The organism is Nonomuraea sp. B1E8, from assembly GCF_039871515.1.
GTDB lineage: Bacteria > Actinomycetota > Actinomycetes > Streptosporangiales > Streptosporangiaceae > Nonomuraea.
On the sequence record NZ_JBDPLS010000017.1, the window covers coordinates 151,905 to 168,764 of the forward strand.

Below are 16,860 nucleotides of genomic sequence, written 5' to 3' on the forward strand. Positions count from 1 at the left end.
AGGCCGTCGCGACCGGCATGCTCTGCTCATGAGCATGCCGGTGACCACCGATGTGACGGACCTCGTCCGGGAGAGCCTGGGCGACCCGCGGGCCGAGATCGCCGACCGGCACGTCGAGCCGCTGGACCTCAGCCCGGGGACGCTGTCAACGGGCTCGCTCCATCGCGTGCGCGGCACCACGACCGGCGGCGCGACGTGGTCGTTCTTCGTCAAGTCGATCCACTCGGCGCGGCACTGGGCCGGGTACGCGGCGGTTCCGGAGCAAGTGCGGGCGGGCCTGGACGCGCAGTTCCCGTGGCGGGCCGACGCCGACGTCTATCTGGCCTCGCCGCCGCTGCCCGGCGGGCTGCGGCTGCCGCGGCTCTACCGGCTGGACGACCTCGGGGACGACCGGCTCGTCATGTGGCTGGAGGACGTACCGCTCGCGCCCGCCGTGTGGGACCTGGACACCTACCGGCGGGCCGCCCGGCTGCTCGGCGAGCTTTCGGCGGCGTGTCTCGTCGCGGACCGGTCAGCCGGGCGGCGGGAGCCGCTCAACCTGGCCTTCCGCCACTACCGGGCGGGCCCCGTGGACAGCTTGTTCCTGCCCGCCCTCAGAGACCCGGCGACGTGGCGGCACCCGCTGGTCGCCGCGCACGCCGACCCGCTGCTGCGCGCCGACCTGCTGGCCCTGGCGGAGCGGATCGACCCGATGCTCGAAACGCTGGACCGGCTCCCGCACACCCTCGTCCACGGGGATGCCAGCCCCGGGAACATGCTCATCCCGGCCGACGGGTCGGCGGAGTTCGTGGCCATCGACTGGAGCTGGCCGTATCCGGCGGCTGTCGGCTTCGACCTCGGTCAGCTGCTGGTCGGCCGCGCCCACACGGGCGAACTCGACCCGGCGGATCTGCCCGCCGTCCACGAGACGATCGAGAGCGCCTACGCCGCCGCGGTCGCCGGCATCGCCGATCCGGCCGAGGTCTCCTTCGGCTACGTGGCCTCGCTGGTGCTGCGCAGCGCCTGGACGGCGATCCCCATCGAGCTGCTGGACCGAGAGCCCACGCCCCAGCTGGACGAGCTCTTCCGCAAGCGGGCAGGGCTCGCCCGCTTCCTCGCCGACCTGGGCCGCTCCCTCCCGCAGCCCGAGTCGGCCCTCCACTCGGGTCGCTGCGAGCACCCGAAGGGTGACTGAAAGTCATGCCGGGGAGGGGAGAGTCAAGCGGGGCCCACTCGGTGCGTGCGCACATGTACGCGTGCCAGGCAAGGGAAGAGCCAAGCGAGGAGCCGGAACTGGTTTTCATGCACCGAAACCCAAATATGTGAATCTTTGGCCGGAACTATGGGCTGCCCCATGAATCAACTCGCCATCAGGCGTATTTACCTAAAGGAGTGGACTGAGGCCGACAAAAGACGGATCTCACGTCGCACAGTGTCCTATTTGTTCGAGTTAGGTATATGGCTCGTGGGTACAGTGCGCTTGTACCTGTTCCAACACCCCGGTGTGCATTTCACCGTGCCTGAAAGGGAATCAGATGACCACGACCGCAGAACGTGCAGAGGCGCCAGAGCGCGAGGGCGAGGATCGGGAGGCCTTCGAATCGTTGCTGCTCGCCGCACTCACGGCCCGTCGTGAGGAGGCCGAGGAGAGCGGCATCGAACACCCGCTCCTGCTGGCCGCGCTCATGCGCCGCCGCCGGGAAAGCGGAACCAACCTCATCGAGCACCCGCTGCTGCTCGCCATGCTCATGCGCCGCCGCGGAGAAGCCGAAGAAAGCGGCATCGAACACCCGCTCCTGCTGGCCGCACTCATGCGCCGCCGCCGGGAAAGCGGAACCAACCTCATCGAGCACCCGCTGCTGCTGGCAGCGCTCGCGTGCCGATAGCAAGTGCCCGGCCGAATCACAAACTAGGTGTCCGTCTCCCGGTGCCGGAGCCGCGGAACCGGGAGACGACTTGACCAGCTGTAAAGGAGCAACTCATGGCGGCGGAGCATTCTGGAAACACGCCCGAGCACGACCCCTGGGAATCCGTCATCGATGAGGCCATTCGCAAAATCCTCAGCGAGGCCGGCTCGTCCGCCAAAACCCGCGCGCGCGGCGGCGACCTCATGGAAGCCCTGACCCGCGCGTCGGCATCGCGGGCGGAGTCCCAGACATCGTCGGTGGAAAAGCTTCTGCTCGCGCAGATCTATGCATCCGCCTTGGCCGATGCGCTCGCGCCCGCACTCGCAGACGCCCTGGCACCCGAAATCATGAAGGCGTTGGAGCATCAGGTTTCCGACAGCCAGGCCGGTGACCTGGCGTCGGCGTCCAGCCCCGCAAAGGGGAGGGCGAGGGGACAGAAGAGGACGTGAACCATGGGCGGCGACGACCTTCACGCCGTCATGGAGCCCGGTGAACTCGTTCCGGTGGCGCCCGCGTGAAGTCTCCAGGTTCCCGCCATCGGTTTCGGCGCCATGGTGCTCGCGACCAAGTTCGGCCTGGCCGTCCCGGAGGGCGATCCGGCGGCACGCTGCGCTAAAGGAGTTCCGGCCTGCCGCGCACGCCGGCCGCCACCCAGACCGTCGCCAGGCAGGCGTACAGGCTGAGCATCGCCACGCCCACCGAGGCGATGACCACCGACACGACGAGGGCCAGGGCGAGCAGGACCGCCCAGCCGTACAGGATCCTGCGGCGGGGCTCCGAACCGGTGTGCGCGGCCTCCTGGGCGGGCGTGACCAGGGCCATGGCCCCGACGCCCGCGGTGCCGAGCGGCTCGCTGCCGAGCACGATCCCGAGGCCCAGGGCCACCGCGCCCACGGCCACCAGGCCGCAGCAGAGCACGGCCACACGGGACTCGACGACCTCGAAGAGCAGCTGGGTGGCCTTGCCGCGGGCCAGCCGGAGCGTGGTGACCGCCTCGGCGACCCACGCCGCCCAGTGCAGCAGCGCGACGACGATGAAGACCAGGATGACCGGCGGGATCGCGGGCAGCAGGAACAGCAGCCGCCACCCGCCGCGGAACCTGCCGCGCACCGCCGCGAGCCATCGGTACAGGGGGTTTCGCTGCTTGAGCGCCGCCACGAGCAGATCCCGGGCGTGGCCGAAGCCGGGATCGAGGCGAAGCACCTCGCGGAAGGCCTCCGCGGCCCGCCGGGGGTCGCCGAAGGCCAGCTCCGCGCGGCCGTAGGCGAGGTGTGCGGCGGCGCTCTCCGGATCCAGCCGTACGGCGTGCGCGGCGGCGGCCCTGGCCGGCTGCGCATCCCCGAGCTGGGTGCAGGCCAGCGACAGCAGGCTCACCAGGTCGGGGTCCTCCGGGTCGATGGCCAGCCCACGCTGCGCCGCGTCGGCCATCTGGCGCCACTGTCCGGCCAGCATGTGGGCACGGGCCAGCTGCTCCCAGATCGGCGGGTGCTCGGGATTGAGCCGCAGCGCGGTCGTGGCGGCGGCCAGCGCGGCGGCAGGGCGGCGGGCCCGGTGGTGCACCTGCGCGGCCACGTAGTGGGTGGACCAGTGGTCGGGCGCCAGCCGTACCGCCTCGTCCGACTCCTCGACGGCCTCGGCCGCGTTGCCCTGCTGGACCAGGGCGAGGGCCAGGAAGGCGTGCGCGGTGGCGTACTGCGGTTCCTGGGCGAGCACGCCGCGCAGCTCGCGCTCGGCGTCGGCGGGCCTGCGCAGCTGCAGCAGCGTCCGCGCCCGCTCCAGGGGGTCGCCCGTGGTCGTCACCGTTTGCCTTTGACCCAGGGCAGCAGCTCGTCCCACGCGCCCGAGTCGTTCGCGTGCATCACGTAGTTGCGCGCCGTGGCCATCCACTCGTGCACCGCCGTGGGGCGGATGGTCTGCGCGGCCGCCAGCAGGTCGGGCGTCGTCAGCGGGATGGGACGGCCGGCGCTGATCGACTGCTGGAGCTTGGCCTCCACCGCCCGGTCCACCAGGCCCTTGAGGTCGGCGCCGACGAAGTGGTCGGTGACCCGGGCGACCGCGTCGTAGTCCATCTCGGCCAGGGGCTTGTCACGGCACAGGATGCGCAGGATGGCCGCGCGGGCCGCGGCGTCCGGCGGCGGGACGAGCACGGGCTGGTCGAAGCGGCCGGGCCGGCGGAAGGCCGGGTCCACGTACCAGGGGGCGTTGGTGGCCGCCAGCACGAGGACTCCCTCGTTGGCGTGCTCGTCCACGCCGTCGAGCTCGGCCAGGAACTGGTTGACCAGCTGCCGCGTGTGCGCCTGGCGCATGTCGGAGCGGCGGGCGGCCAGCGCGTCGACCTCGTCGAAGAAGAGCACGCACGGCCGGTTGCGCCGGGCCAGGTCGAACGTGGCCCGCAGGTTGCGCTCGCTGGAACCGATGTACATGTCCAGGATGTCGGCCAGGCCGACGTTGACGAACTTCGCGCCGAGCTCCCCCGCGGCGGCCCTGGCGAGGTGGGTCTTGCCCGCGCCGGGAGGGCCGTAGAGCAGCACGCCGCCGCCCGCGCGCTTGCCGAACGCGGCGAACATCTCCGGCTGCTGGAGCGGGAGCAGCAGCTTGACGCGCAGCGCCTCCTTGACCGCCTCCATGCCCGCCACGTCGGCGAAACTCACCTGAGAGTGCTCGACCTCGGCGGTGGCCCGGTCCGCGGGCCCCGGGGAGGGCGCGTGGTAGGCGGGGGCAGGCGGGGCGTGGGGTCCGGCGTGGGGTCCGGCGTACGACGAGGCCGGGGGCGCCGCCTGCGGCGGGGGTGGGGGCGGGGGCGCCAGGCGGGCGGCGAGGTCGGCGTCGCCCACGGACGGGTCGCGGGAGACCGCCTCCTGGTAGCGGCGGGCCGCCTGCGCGGGGTCGCCCTCTCCGAGCAGCGCCCTGGCCGCCAGCACCCCGAGTACGGGCGGGTGGCCGGGCGTGTCGAGCAGCGGCTCCAGCGCCGCCAGAGCGGCCCCGTGGGCGCTCTGCCTGATGAACGCCTCCGCCAGCCCGGCCGTGAGCTCGGCGTCCTTCGGGGCGAGCGCGAGCGCCCCGCGGAACTCGGCCTCGGCGTCGGCGAGGTAGCCGCCGGCGAGAAGCTGACCGGCGAGGTGCCGGCGCAGCGGAAGGTTGTCCGGAGAGAGACGCGCCGCCTCGCGGAGCGCCTGAAGGCCGGCGTCGTCCGACACGTGCCGTTCCCTTCTGTCGGGGTTTGGGTGGTTCGAGGTTCGTAACATACCGAAACCAGCCCCTGGACATCCGGAATGCCCGCCCATGACAGAAAACCGGGCATCGCCCCTGGGAGGCGATGCCCGGCTTACCGGTCGGACGATCAGGCGGCGTGCAGGTAGATCTGGCCGAAGACCTCGGACAGGTTCTTCAGGTCCGTGGCCATGTCCACCTCGGGGTTGGCCGGGTCGTAGACGGTGGCCAGGCGGGCGCGGACCGTGCCCAGCTTCTTGAGCTGATCCCAGGTGGTGTTGGCGGCCCACTTCTCGCCGTACACGCGGTTGACCTGGCCCTGGTCGTTCTGCCAGCGGGTCCACAGGGTGACCGTCTCGGCGGCGTCGTCCTGCAGCGGGGCGGCGATGCGGTCGGTGATGGCCTGGACGGCCTGCTCCTCGTTCAGCTGGGCGCTGCCGGCGGCGGCGAAGGAGGCGTCCTCGGCGGCGATCTGGCCGTAGGCGTCCCAGGCGCGGGCCCTGACCTGGATCCACTGGTTACGCTGGGCCTCGGCGGCGTCGATCTTCCAGGTCGCGTACTCCGTGGCCAGGTGGCCGCTGTCCAGGGCGAGCTGGTCGATGAGGCCCTTGGCGAGCCAGCCGCCGATGCGCTCCGGGTCGAGCAGCGGATACTTCGTGGTCATCTCGGCCTTGCAGGCGTCGTTCGAGCCGCAGCCGAACAGCGGCACCACCGTGTGCGCGGCGAGCTTCTTGCCCGGGAGCAGCCCGCGCAGCGTGGTCGTGGCCTCGCTGACGAACGCGTCCAGCTCGTCGGCACTGCCGAACGCCTGGTTGTCGGCGCCGAGCTTCGAGGTGAACCTGACACCCACGACCCCCGGCTGGGCGGCGGCCAGCGCGGCGACCTTCTTGGCGGCCTCGGCGAGCTTGCCCGCCTTGTAGTCGTCGGCGAGCTCGGTGTCGATCCAGATCCGCATGTTCGTCTGGGAGACGGTCTGCGCGGCCTGGCCCGCCGGGGTCTGCTTGGCGGCGGCCTTCTGCTCGGGGGTGATGCCGCTGCCGTCGACGTAGCACTGCTCGCCGTTCTGGCACTCGGGCGTGCCGCCGTCCTCGGCGCCCGGGACGTCCGGCGAGCCGGCGTCGTGCGCCTCGCCGTCCCCCTCCGAGTCCGTCGCGCACTCGTTGCCCGGCTGGGTGCAGTCGATCGTGATCGGGTCCATCGGGCCGGCCTCGACCATGTGCTCGCCGTCGTTGTCGAGCCAGAACTTCGCGATGTCGGCGGCCTCTTCCGGGGTGGCCATCCAGCGGCAGACGACGTACGCCGGAGTGTCCTCGGAGAGGAGGTCGTTGCAGCTCCTCGGGTCGTCCTCCGACCACGCGGGAACGCCGATGCCCAAAAGTGAGAGGGCCAGTCCGATGACGAAGAGCTGCCGCAGTCGCATGGCACCTTACTTCCAGGGGGTGATCGTTGGCATTCGCACAATATCCGGACGATCAACAACGTTCAATGAAATGTAGGCCTTTACTTCACGGCTATCCCGACGCGAAGTAGGCGTTCGCGTCATGTTCACCGGGGTCACTCCTCCACCTCTGCCCACGTCCATCCGCCTCGGGTGGCCCGGACCACCCTCGTACGCCCGGCCGTCACCCTGACCCACGCGGGCCGCTCGGGCCGCTCGGACAGCTCGCGATCCTCCTGGGTCAGCGGCACGGGATCGGTGTCCGCCCCGAAAACCGCCGGCCGCCCCTTCACGGTCACCGGCAGCACCCCGGCGTCGCTCCCGAAACGTACGACCGGCCGATCCGCCGCCTCCTGCCTGCCCCTCCCGGCGCCGGCCGGCCCAGGCGCGACAGCCGGCGGCCCGGCAGAGCGGGCCGGCTCCCCGTAGGGGCGCGTCCGAGGCGCGGGGGGACGGGCGGGGGCAGTGGAAGGGCCGGTCGGGGGCGCGGAGGGACGGGCGGGCGCTCCGGACGGGCGGGCTGGAGGCGCGGGCGCTCCAGACAGGCGGGACGGGGGCGCTGAGCGGCGGCGGAGACGGGTGAGAGCCAGGAGGGCGTACGACAGCGCGCAGACCACCAGCGCCGCCCACGGCAGCGACCCCGTGTAAGCGGCCAGCAGGTCCGTACGGGCCGCCGCAGGACCGCCGGCCACCACCTCGCGCACCTTCGGCGCCGGATCCACCGACCTGATCGAGGCGACCAGTTCCCCGGCGGCGGCGGACATGGGGTCGAGGGCGTGGTGGACGGACAGGCGGACCGCACCGTGCTCCTGGGAGAGCCCGGATACGGAGACCCCCGTGACGTGCGGCAGCCGTTCGAGCCGGCCGGCGAGGGACCGTACGTCGGAGGCGGTCACCCGCGTGACGGCGCTGATCGGCGTGTGGCCCTGCCCGAGCGGCCCGGGTTCGCGGGGCTTGCCGGCGAAGGAGCGCTCGACGAGGACGTGCACGTCGAGCGCTCCGAGCGGGTTCCCGGGGAAACCCTGCTCGACGATCTCGGCGACCCTGCGGCTCTCCGCGCCGGCGGGCAGCGCACGACGGTCCACGCCGCCGAGCTGGGCCTGAGCGTACGGCACCGCCAGCGCCGCCAGCACGGCGCCCGTCGCGACCAGCTGCGGCAGGACCGCGCGTGGCCGCCACCAGAGTCCGGGGACGATCCGCAGCGCGGCCACGCCCCGGCCGAGCACCCCGAGCAGGGCGGCGGGCACGACCAGCGCGACGCCCGTGGCGAGGAGCGCCACGGCCGCAGCCACGGGCCCGAACGCGTTCAGGGACGCCCGCGGGAACAGCAGCAGCCCGAGCAGGGACACGGCCACCGCCGTCCCGGACAGGGCCACGGTACGTCCGGCCGCGACAAGAGACCGTTCGCAGGACGCCTCGTCGCCGAGCGCGTCCGTGAACGCCTTGACCATGAAGACGGCGTACCCGGCGGCCAGCGCGAACCCGAGCACGGCGGCGGCGTACAGCGAGGTGATGGAGATCTCGACCACCTCGGTGAGCAGCCGCAGCAGCATCACCGTGCCCCCGACGGCGAGCAGCCCGGCGAGCACCGGCACCGCGGCGGCCACCAGGCTCCCTGACACCAGGACGAGCAGCGCGAGCAGCACCGGCGCGGCGACGGCCGCGGTGCGGGCCAGGTCGGCGGCGGCCTGCGCGTTGCGCTCCGCCAGCAGCGGCACCGGCCCGCCCACCCCGACGTGCAGGTTCTCGACACTCCTGAGCCGGTCCGCGATCGCCGCATAGCGTTCCAGCTCGGCGCCGTCCCGGAGGGTGACCAGCGCGTACGTCGCGTGCCCGTCGCCGGACACCATCGCCTTCGACCCGGTCGTCCAGTACGTGGCCAGCGCGCTCACGTGCGCCGCCGGCAGCCGCCGCAGCGAGTCGTGCACCGCCTTCTTGTACCGGGGATCGCGCACTTTGACCGACGGGTGCCGGTAGAGGACCACCACGTCGGGGGCGGCGTACCACGCCTCGCTCCAGCGGGCGGCGGTCGCCGAGCCGGACCGCGGGTCCTGGGCGCCGTCCGTCATCCGCCCGAACAGCTCCAGCCCCGGCGGCGCGGCGAGGACCGCCCCCACCAGGCTCAGCAGGAGCAGCACACGGGCGATCCGCGTGTACCGCATGGCCCGATCCCCTCGCCGACTGCAGGGACCTAGCAAATTACGGGACGGGCAGGCTCGATTCTTGCCCGCCGCCGGCACATTCCGGGGGCGCTCTTGTCACCGGCGTGACAAGAAATATTCGCGCGACAACAGCGGGACGCCCCTGGAGAATGGTGGGGTTTGACCTTCACAGGGGGCCGCGGGTGCACAGTTTCATGAGCGATCTCGGGCTGCTCCGCGACCGCAGGTTCGCGCTGCTGCTCGCGGCGCGGACGATCTCCGTGCTGGGCAGCGCGTTCGCGCCGGTGGCCCTGGCGTTCGGCGTGCTCAACCTGCCCGGCGCCACCGCCTCGACGTTGTCGGTCGTGCTCACCGCCGAGGCGCTGCCGATGGTCGTGTTCACCCTGGTCGGCGGCGTCATCGCGGACCGGCTGCCGCGGAATCGGGTGCTGATGGCCGCCGAGTTCCTGATGGCCGCGGGTTTCTTCGCGCTGGCGGTGATGATGCTCACCGGCTGGACCCCGCTGCCCGCGCTGAGCGCGGCGGCGGCGCTGAGCGGCGTGGCCACGGCCGTCGCGTTCCCCGCGCTGACCGGCATCATCCCCGAGGTCGTGCCCGAGGACCGGCTGCAGACCGGCAACGCGCTGCTCGGCCTCGGCATGAACGTCTCCCGCGTGGCAGGCGCGGTGCTGGGCGGCGGCGCCGTGGTGTTGTTCGGCGGCGGCTGGGCGCTGGCGGTGAGCGGCGCGATGTTCGCGGTGGCCGGCGTGCTGGTCGCGCTGCTGCGCGTGAAGCCGGGCGAGCGTCCGAGGGGCGAGCGGCACTCGGTGCTGGCCGACCTGCGTGACGGGTGGCGGGAGTTCAGCTCGCGGCAGTGGATCTGGGTGGTGGTCGCGCAGTTCTCCCTGATGATCATGGCCATCCAGGCCTCGCACGGGGTGCTCGGACCGCTGCTGGCCAAGGAGAGCCTGGGCGGTCCGGCCGCGTGGTCGGCGTTCCTGGCGGGCGAGGCCGTGGGGACGATCGCCGGGGTGCTGGTGTCGCTGCGGCTGCGGCCGAAGCGGCCGATCCTGGTGGCCGTGCTGCTCTGCCTGCCGACCGCGCTGCCGACCGCGCTGCTCGGGCTCGACGCCCCGCTCTGGGGCATCGTGGCCGGGGCGTTCGTGCTCGGCGTGTGTTTCGACGTGTTCGGCGTGTTGTGGATGACCACGATGCAGCGCGAGATCCCGGCCGAGTCGCTGTCGCGGGTCAGCTCGTACGACATGCTCGGGTCCCTGATGTTCGGCCCGCTCGGCCTGTTGCTGGCGGGGCCGGCGGCGAGCCTGTTCGGCATCGAGGCGGCGTTGCTGGGGTGCGCGGTCATCGTCGTGCTGTCGACGCTGGCGGCGCTGCTCTTCCCCGGGGTGCGCAACCTGCGCGCCCCGGAGCCGAAGGCGCGGCTGGAGCCGGCCTCAACCTGACCTGCGAGAGGCCCGGAAATAGGCGTTGGCCCGCGGCTGGAACATCAGGGCCAGCGCGCCGATCACGGCCGCCAGGTGCAGGGTCCTCGCGGCGGCCCCTACCACGCCCATCAGGTCCATCCCGGCCACGGCCTGGCTGATCGAGCCGCCCGCGAGCAGCCATTCGACCGGTTCGATCAGCAGCGAGATCGTGCCGAACACGCCCAGCGTCCCGGCCAGCGCCCAGCGCGCCCAGTCGGCCCCTGCCCGCAGCCGCAGGGCCAGATAGGTCGCCCCGGCGAACACGGCCACCCGGAACCCGAGGCCGGGCAGCAGCTCGGCGAGCGTGGCCGAGCCCTCGCCGAGGATCCCGGAGACGATCAGGACGGCCTCGAACACGCCCAGCGCCACCGCCGCCAGCCAGAGCGTGGCGGCGGTCCGCAGAACGGGCGGCGGCTGGACAGGCAGGGTGGTGGACTGCCGGGTGACGGTGCTCATCGCGGGCCTCCTGGTAAGACGTGGTGACCTTTGAAGTCTCCACCGGGAACACCGCCGCAATCATGCCCGCCGTCCCCCGAACGCCCGGTAGGGCAGGCCCTACCCCACCCGGCCGCCGGCCCTACAGGACGTGGCCGCTGGTCCTCAGCCCGCGCGACGGGATCCGCTCGTGCAGCCCGAAGCGCGGCTCGGGCGCGTGGTCGCCGTCGAGCACGCCCGCCACGTAGCCGGCCAGCGCGGGCCCGTGCTTGAACCCGTGCCCCGAGTCCCCGCCGAACAGCCACACCCCTGGCGACACCTCGGTGACGATCCACTCGGCGTCCGGCGTGAGCGCGTACTGGCACACCTGGCTGAACAGCACCGGCGCCTGCGCCAGCGAGGGGAACCTGCGCCGGAGGTACGCGCGTGCCCGCTCGACGGCGGCCGCGTCCACCTCCCGCGAGCCGTGCTCAGGCTCGTACGGCTCCCCCTCCGCGTCGGAGGTGGCCTTCATCCCCACCCCGTCCACGTCGCCGTGACCGTAGGCGGAGGCGCCGTGGTCCACCCAGGCGGGCGTCTCGGGCACGGACCACGCGGACGGCACCGCGAAGTGCAGCGTGTCCTGCTTCGTCACGGTAACCGGAACGTCGTCGAAGAGCGCGGGCAACCACGCGCCGCACGCCCACACCACCCGGTCGGCGTGCCGCACCTCGCCGTCGATCTCGACCGCGGCCTGGTACGGCGCCGCGTCGCCCGCTGTGCCGCCCGCTGTGCCGCCCGCTGTGTCGCCCGCTGTGTCGCCCGCCACAGGCACCGCCCGCGCCCTGACCAGCCGGACCCCGGACGCCACCGCCAGGGCGGCCGTCACCTGGGTCGCCCGCCTGGCCCTGAGCACGCCCGCGTACGGCTCCCAGAGCAGGAAGCGGAGGTCGTCGGCGCGCAGGTCGGGGAAGAAGCGGCCGCCGTCGGACGGGTCCAGCACCTCACACGGGATGTCCAGATTTTTCAGCACCTGAGCGCTCTTGTGCTCCCACCCGTCGGGCGTCCTCGCGAACCAGACCATGCCGGCCTCGTGGTACAGCTCCTCGCCGGCCCGTTCCTCCAGCCTGCGCCAGCCGTCCCTGGCCTGCCAGGCGAGCTGGGCGTACCAGGCGTCGTCGCCGTGCGAGCAGCGCAGGAGCCGGGTCTCACCGGCGCTGGACTGCCGGACGTGCCCCGGCCTGTGCTGCTCGACGAGCGTCACCTGCCAGCCGGTTTCGGCCAGCCGCAACGCCAGTGATGACCCCCATATGCCCGCTCCGACCACGATGACCGATTTCATGACACCAGGTGACCGCAAAAGGCACGTGCCCGCAAGGCTCAGCCGACGATGATCCGGGCCACCACGCCGGCGCAGTTGCCCGCCACGCGGATCCGTACCGGGACCTCGAAGACGCCCGGAATGGCCTCACTCCGTGAGGCAGGCTCGATCGCCCCACGCCGCCGCCTTCCCCCGCTCCGTTCGCCCGGCTGGATAATCGGTCGCATGGCCGCTGAATCCGCCCAGACCCTGGAGCGCGGGCTGCGCCTGCTGCGCCTGCTCGCCGACGGCAGGAACGGCCGCACGCCGACCGAGTTGAGCGCCGAGCTGTCGCTGAGCCGTCCGGTGGTCTACCGGCTGCTGACGACGCTGATGAACGAGGGGTTCGTCCGCAGGGACGCCGACGGCCGGGTGCATCTGGGGTTCGGGGTGCTGGTGCTGGCGCAGGCCGTGCAGCCGCTGCTGCGGGCGGCGGCGATGCCGGCGCTGCGGCGGCTGGCCGAGGAGGTGGGCGCGACCGCGCACCTGACCGTGGCCGAGGGCGACGACGGGCTGGCCGTGGCGGTGGTGGAGCCGTCCTGGACCGACATGCACGTGGCCTACCGCGAGGGCTCGCGCCATCCGCTGGCGAAAGGCGCGGCGGGGCGGGCGATCCTGGGGCTGCGCGAGGGCGGCGACGACTATTTCGTCACGGAAGGGCAGTTGCAGGAGGGTGCGCGGGGTGTCGCCGCGCCCGTCACCGGGCTGCCCTGGCTTGAGGCGTCGGTGGGGGTGGTGACGTTCGGGCCGCTGGAGGTGTCCGCGGGGCCGCGAGTGGTGGCGGCGGCGGCCGAACTGGCCGCGGCCCTGGGTTGACATCTCCAGACCGATAGCGGACGGTAGTCGCATATAGAGGACACTGCCGTCCGATTAGCGGACACAATGGAGGGGCAGATGCCGTACTACCGGGTCGTGGGGGAGGTGCCGCGCAAGCGGCACGTGCAGTTCAGACGGCCGGACGGCGGTCTCTACGCGGAGGAGCTCATGGGCGAGGAGGGCTTCTCGTCAGACTCCTCGCTGCTCTACCACCGCCACCTGCCCACCGCCATCGTCAAGGCGGAGGCGGTCACGCCCACGGCCGAGGCCCGCCTCGAACCCAACCTGCCCCTCTCACCTCGCCACTTCCGCACGCAGGAGCTGTCCAGCGCGGGCGACCTCGTCACGGGCCGCATGCTGCTGGCCGGCAACGGCGACGTCCGGTTGTCGTACGCCACCAGCGACCGGCCGAGCGAGCTCTACCGCAACTCCATGGGCGACGAGTGCGTCTACGTCCAGCGCGGCACCGTGCGCTTCGAGTCCACGTACGGCGTGATCGAGGCAGGCGAGGGCGACTACGTCGTCATCCCGACCGGCACCATCCACCGCTGGGTGCCCGAGGGCCAGGTCAGCGTGCTGGCCATCGAGGCGGGCGGGCACATCAGGCCGCCCAAGCGCTATCTGTCGCAGCACGGGCAGTTCCTGGAGCACGCGCCCTACTGCGAGCGCGACCTGCGCGCCCCAGGCGAGCCGCTCGTCGTGGAGGGCGAGGAGGTGCCGGTGCTCGTACGCACGCGCGGCGGGCTGACCCGGCTGGTCTACCGCAACCACCCCTTCGACGTGGTCGGCTGGGACGGCTGCCTCTATCCGTTCGCGTTCAACATCGACGACTTCGAGCCGATCGTGAAGAAGACGCACGCGCCGCCGCCGGTGCACCAGACGTTCGAGGGGCCGGGGTTCGTGGTGTGCTCCTTCTGCCCGCGGCCGCTCGACTACCACCCCGAGGCCATCCCGATCCCGTACAACCACCACAACGTCGACTCCGACGAGTTCATGTTCTACGCGGGCGGCGACTACTCCGCGCGCAAGGGGTCCGGCATCGACGTCGGCTCGATCTCCCTGCATCCCGCCGGGTTCACGCACGGGCCGCAGCCCGGAGCGGTCGAGGCGGTGATCGAGGCGGTCGGGCGCGGTGTCACGACGACGAGCGAGATGGCCGTGATGGTCGACACGTTCCGCCCGCTCGACCTCGGCCCCGCCGCGCTGTCCTGCGAGGATCCCGGCTACGCCTGGACCTGGGCACGATGAGCATCTTCACGGCACTGATCGACGACGCGGGCCTGTTCCCGCCGACGTCGCTGCACATGGACGAGGCCCTGTCCCGCAACCGGCGCGACCTGGAGGGCGGCAGCCCGGTCCTCACGCACCGGTTCCTCTGCCCGGCCAGCCGGCTCGACCGGCTGCGCGGCATGGAGTTCCGGCCGCGGCGCATCGGCCTCATCGTCGACACCGACGAGTTGCCCGCCTTCGACGACCTGCCCGTGGACATCGTCGAGATCCGCGCGCCCGCCGACACCCCGGTCGCCGCGGTGGCGGCCCGGCTGTCCCTGCCGCAGGGGGTGCGGCTCTTCGTCGAGGTCCCGCCGCACAAGGTGACCTTCGAACCGCCCGCAGGGGTGGGACTGAAGGTGCGCTGCGGCGGCCCGTCGCCTGAGGACTTCCCGCCGGTCGACCACCTCGCGGCGTTCATCAGGTCATGCGTGGAGCACGGCATCCCGTTCAAGGCCACGGCCGGGCTGCACCACGCCGTACGCCACTTCGACCCCTCGCTCGGCGTCGACCGGCACGGCTTCCTCAACCTGCTGGTGGCGGTCTGCGAGGCCGTGGAGGGGCGCGACCCCGGGCCGGCGCTGCGCACCACCGACGTCGGCCATCTCGTACGCCTGGCGCGGTCCGTGACCGGGGACACCGCGAAGCGCGCCCGCGAACTGCTGGTCAGCTACGGCTCGTGCAGCACGGGCACGCCCATCGAGGACCTGCGCGCGCTCGGACTCGTGGAGGTGAACGCGTGAGCTGGGGAGTCGACAACCTGCCCTACGGGGTCTTCTCCTGCCCGGGACAGGCGCCCAGGGTCGGCGTACGGTACGGCGACAGGGTGCTCGACCTGGCGCCGGCGCTGCACGACGAGGTGTTCGCCGCTCCCACGCTCAACCCGTTCATGGCCAGGGGCCGCGCCGCCTGGCACGACACCAGGACGCTGATCCAGAACAAACTGACCGGCGACCTCTCGGTGACGGAGGCGCACCTGATCCCGCTGGAGCAGGTGCGCCTGCACCTGCCGTTCGAGGTCGCCGACTACGTCGACTTCTACGCCTCGATCGACCACGCGAGCAACCTCGGCAAGATCCTCCGCCCCGGCGACGAGCCGCTGAAGCCCAACTGGCGGCACCTGCCGGTCGGCTACCACGGCAGGTCGGGAACCGTCGTCGTGTCGGGCACGCCGGTCAGACGCCCGCACGGCCAGCTCGGCCCGGGGGTGTTCGGGCCGTGCAGGAAGCTCGACATCGAGGCCGAGCTGGGGTTCGTGGTGGGCGTGCCGTCCGATCACGGCTCGCCCGCGGGGGCGTTCGAGGAGCACGTGTTCGGGGTGACGCTGGTCAACGACTGGAGCGCGCGCGACATCCAGGGCTGGGAGTACGTGCCGCTCGGGCCGTTCCTGGGCAAGTCGTTCGCCACGTCCGTCTCGCCGTGGGTCACGCCGTTGGAGGCGCTGCCCAGGATCCCCGGCCGCGCCCAGGATCCCGAGCCCGCCGAATACCTGCGCAGGCAGGGCGACTGGGGGCTCGACATCACGCTGGAGGTCGTGCTGAACGGCGAGACCGTGTCGCGGCCCCCGTACGCGGCGATGTACTGGACACCCGACCAGATGCTGGCGCACATGACGGTGAACGGCGCCTCGCTGCGCACCGGAGACCTGTTCGCCAGCGGCACGGTCTCGGGCCCCGAACGCGGCGAGCGGGGTTCGCTCACCGAGCTGACGTGGAACGGCACCGACCCGATCAAGCTGGCCGGCGGCGAGACCCGCGCGTTCCTGCAGGATGGCGACACCGTGACGATCCGGGCGACGGCCGGCGACCTGACGTTGGGGGAGGTTTCCGGAACCGTCCGATAAGTCACTCCGCGTGCTTGCATGCTGACACACCGCTACCCTAGGGAGCCCCTCTCACTCTCGGAAAGCAGGAGTGGACATGCGGCGTGCCGTGGTGACCTTTGTCGCCTTCCTCCTGGTCTGTGGCTGCGCGTCGTTCCCGGCCGAGACCTCGCCCGCCCCGCCCGTGGTGCGCGTGTGGCCGCCCCTCGACGCCAAGCGCGCCCGCACCGACCGCGGACTGGTGATCAGGGCGCGGGGCGGCACGCTCGCCCAGGTCACGGTCCACGAACGCGGCGAGCCCGTGCCCGGCGGGCTCGACCGATCACGCACGGTCTGGCGCTCCCACTGGACGCTCAGACCCGCGGCCCAATACACGGTGAGCGCCACGGCCACGGTCGCCGGCGGTCCCGCGACGGTGGCACTGGGCCGCTTCCGCACCCGCGCGGCCGGGCGTACGTTCCGGGTGGCCGCCACCGCCCCCCTGCCCGGCGAGACGGTCGGCACGGGCATGCCGATCATCATCGACTTCGACACCCCCGTGGAGGACCGGACGGCCGTCGAGCGCGCGCTCGAGGTCACCGCCGAGCACCCGGTGGAAGGCGCGTGGCGGTGGACCAGCGACACGCGGGTGGTCTTCCGCCCCCGGGAGTTCTGGGCGCCCCGGCAGCAGGTCACCGTCACGGCGCACCTGGCGGGCGTGCGCGCGGCCGACGGTCTGCACGGCGCCGTCGACTCCACGTTCGTCTTCACCGTGGGCCGCTCGCAGACCAGCACGATCGACACCAGGACCCACCAGATGGTCGTCCGCCGCGGCGGCCAGATCGTGCAGCGCATGGCCATCAGCGCGGGCATGGCCACCACCGAGGAATACACCACGACCAGCGGCATCCACCTGACCTCAGCTATTCAGCCCGAATTTCGCCCTGAAGATCGATAAATGAAGAAGGTGCCTCCGACCTGCGATGATCTGACTGCTTAGATCAAGACATCGCACAGAACGGACGCACCTTCCGGGTGAACGGT

15 protein-coding genes are annotated in these 16,860 nt (G+C 72.3%); 9 read left to right on the top strand and 6 right to left on the bottom strand.

Features of this window, described 5'->3' with window-relative positions; genetic code table 11:
- The first annotated feature begins 28 nt into the window (after positions 1-28).
- The 3 genes from ABGA98_RS39800 to ABGA98_RS39810 all read left to right on the top strand — a co-directional run bounded on the left by ABGA98_RS39800 (position 29) and on the right by ABGA98_RS39810 (position 2,335).
- Positions 29-1,174, top strand: coding sequence for a hypothetical protein (locus ABGA98_RS39800; protein ID WP_347623641.1), 1,146 nt, complete (start codon positions 29-31; stop codon positions 1,172-1,174).
- Between the two features lie 340 nt (positions 1,175-1,514).
- Positions 1,515-1,865, top strand: coding sequence for a hypothetical protein (locus ABGA98_RS39805; protein ID WP_347623642.1), 351 nt, complete (start codon positions 1,515-1,517; stop codon positions 1,863-1,865).
- Positions 1,866-1,960: 95 nt separating this feature from the next.
- Positions 1,961-2,335 (top strand): hypothetical protein, encoded by a 375-nt coding sequence (locus tag ABGA98_RS39810; protein WP_347623643.1) that lies wholly within the window; start codon positions 1,961-1,963, stop codon positions 2,333-2,335.
- Between the two features lie 163 nt (positions 2,336-2,498).
- On the opposite strand, the gene ABGA98_RS39815 is transcribed toward ABGA98_RS39810, so the two are convergent.
- From ABGA98_RS39815 to ABGA98_RS39830, 4 genes are all read right to left on the bottom strand, one after another.
- Positions 2,499-3,686: a tetratricopeptide repeat protein gene (locus ABGA98_RS39815; RefSeq protein ID WP_347623644.1), complete on the bottom strand. Its 1,188-nt coding sequence runs from the start codon at positions 3,684-3,686 to the stop codon at positions 2,499-2,501.
- Positions 3,683-5,083: an AAA family ATPase gene (locus ABGA98_RS39820; RefSeq protein WP_347623645.1), complete on the bottom strand. Its 1,401-nt coding sequence runs from the start codon at positions 5,081-5,083 to the stop codon at positions 3,683-3,685. The genes ABGA98_RS39815 and ABGA98_RS39820 overlap by 4 nt, the downstream gene beginning before the upstream one ends.
- Before the next feature lie 143 nt (positions 5,084-5,226).
- On the bottom strand, positions 5,227-6,516 hold the full coding sequence (locus ABGA98_RS39825; RefSeq protein ID WP_347623646.1) for a hypothetical protein: 1,290 nt from the start codon (positions 6,514-6,516) through the stop codon (positions 5,227-5,229).
- A gap of 134 nt (positions 6,517-6,650) precedes the next feature.
- Positions 6,651-8,696 carry an MMPL family transporter gene (locus ABGA98_RS39830; protein WP_347623647.1) on the bottom strand — a complete coding sequence of 682 codons (2,046 nt, stop codon included), beginning with the start codon at positions 8,694-8,696 and terminating at the stop codon, positions 6,651-6,653.
- Between the two features lie 194 nt (positions 8,697-8,890).
- Between ABGA98_RS39830 and ABGA98_RS39835 the strand changes: the two genes are divergently transcribed.
- Positions 8,891-10,135: an MFS transporter gene (locus tag ABGA98_RS39835; protein ID WP_347623648.1), complete on the top strand. Its 1,245-nt coding sequence runs from the start codon at positions 8,891-8,893 to the stop codon at positions 10,133-10,135.
- On the opposite strand, the gene ABGA98_RS39840 is transcribed toward ABGA98_RS39835, so the two are convergent.
- Positions 10,127-10,612 carry a hypothetical protein gene (locus tag ABGA98_RS39840; RefSeq protein WP_347623649.1) on the bottom strand — a complete coding sequence of 162 codons (486 nt, stop codon included), beginning with the start codon at positions 10,610-10,612 and terminating at the stop codon, positions 10,127-10,129. The genes ABGA98_RS39835 and ABGA98_RS39840 overlap by 9 nt on opposite strands.
- 121 nt (positions 10,613-10,733) lie before the next feature.
- Entirely contained in the window at positions 10,734-11,912 is a 1,179-nt protein-coding gene (locus ABGA98_RS39845; protein WP_347623650.1) for an FAD-dependent oxidoreductase, read from the bottom strand.
- Positions 11,913-12,116: 204 nt separating this feature from the next.
- Between ABGA98_RS39845 and ABGA98_RS39850 the strand changes: the two genes are divergently transcribed.
- The 5 genes from ABGA98_RS39850 (at position 12,117) to ABGA98_RS39870 (ending at position 16,774) form a co-directional block, all read left to right on the top strand.
- Positions 12,117-12,746: a helix-turn-helix domain-containing protein gene (locus ABGA98_RS39850; RefSeq protein ID WP_347623651.1), complete on the top strand. Its 630-nt coding sequence runs from the start codon at positions 12,117-12,119 to the stop codon at positions 12,744-12,746.
- 78 nt (positions 12,747-12,824) lie between these two features.
- A complete protein-coding gene (locus ABGA98_RS39855) occupies positions 12,825-13,994 on the top strand; it encodes a homogentisate 1,2-dioxygenase domain-containing protein (RefSeq protein WP_347623652.1) in 1,170 nt (389 codons plus the stop codon).
- Positions 13,991-14,758, top strand: a complete 768-nt coding sequence (locus tag ABGA98_RS39860) for a hypothetical protein (protein ID WP_347623653.1) — start codon at positions 13,991-13,993, stop codon at positions 14,756-14,758. Before ABGA98_RS39855 ends, ABGA98_RS39860 begins: the two co-directional genes overlap by 4 nt.
- Positions 14,755-15,858, top strand: coding sequence for a fumarylacetoacetase (gene fahA / locus ABGA98_RS39865; protein ID WP_347623654.1), 1,104 nt, complete (start codon positions 14,755-14,757; stop codon positions 15,856-15,858). Before ABGA98_RS39860 ends, fahA begins: the two co-directional genes overlap by 4 nt.
- 76 nt (positions 15,859-15,934) lie before the next feature.
- Positions 15,935-16,774: an Ig-like domain-containing protein gene (locus tag ABGA98_RS39870; protein WP_347623655.1), complete on the top strand. Its 840-nt coding sequence runs from the start codon at positions 15,935-15,937 to the stop codon at positions 16,772-16,774.
- Positions 16,775-16,860 lie beyond the last annotated feature (86 nt).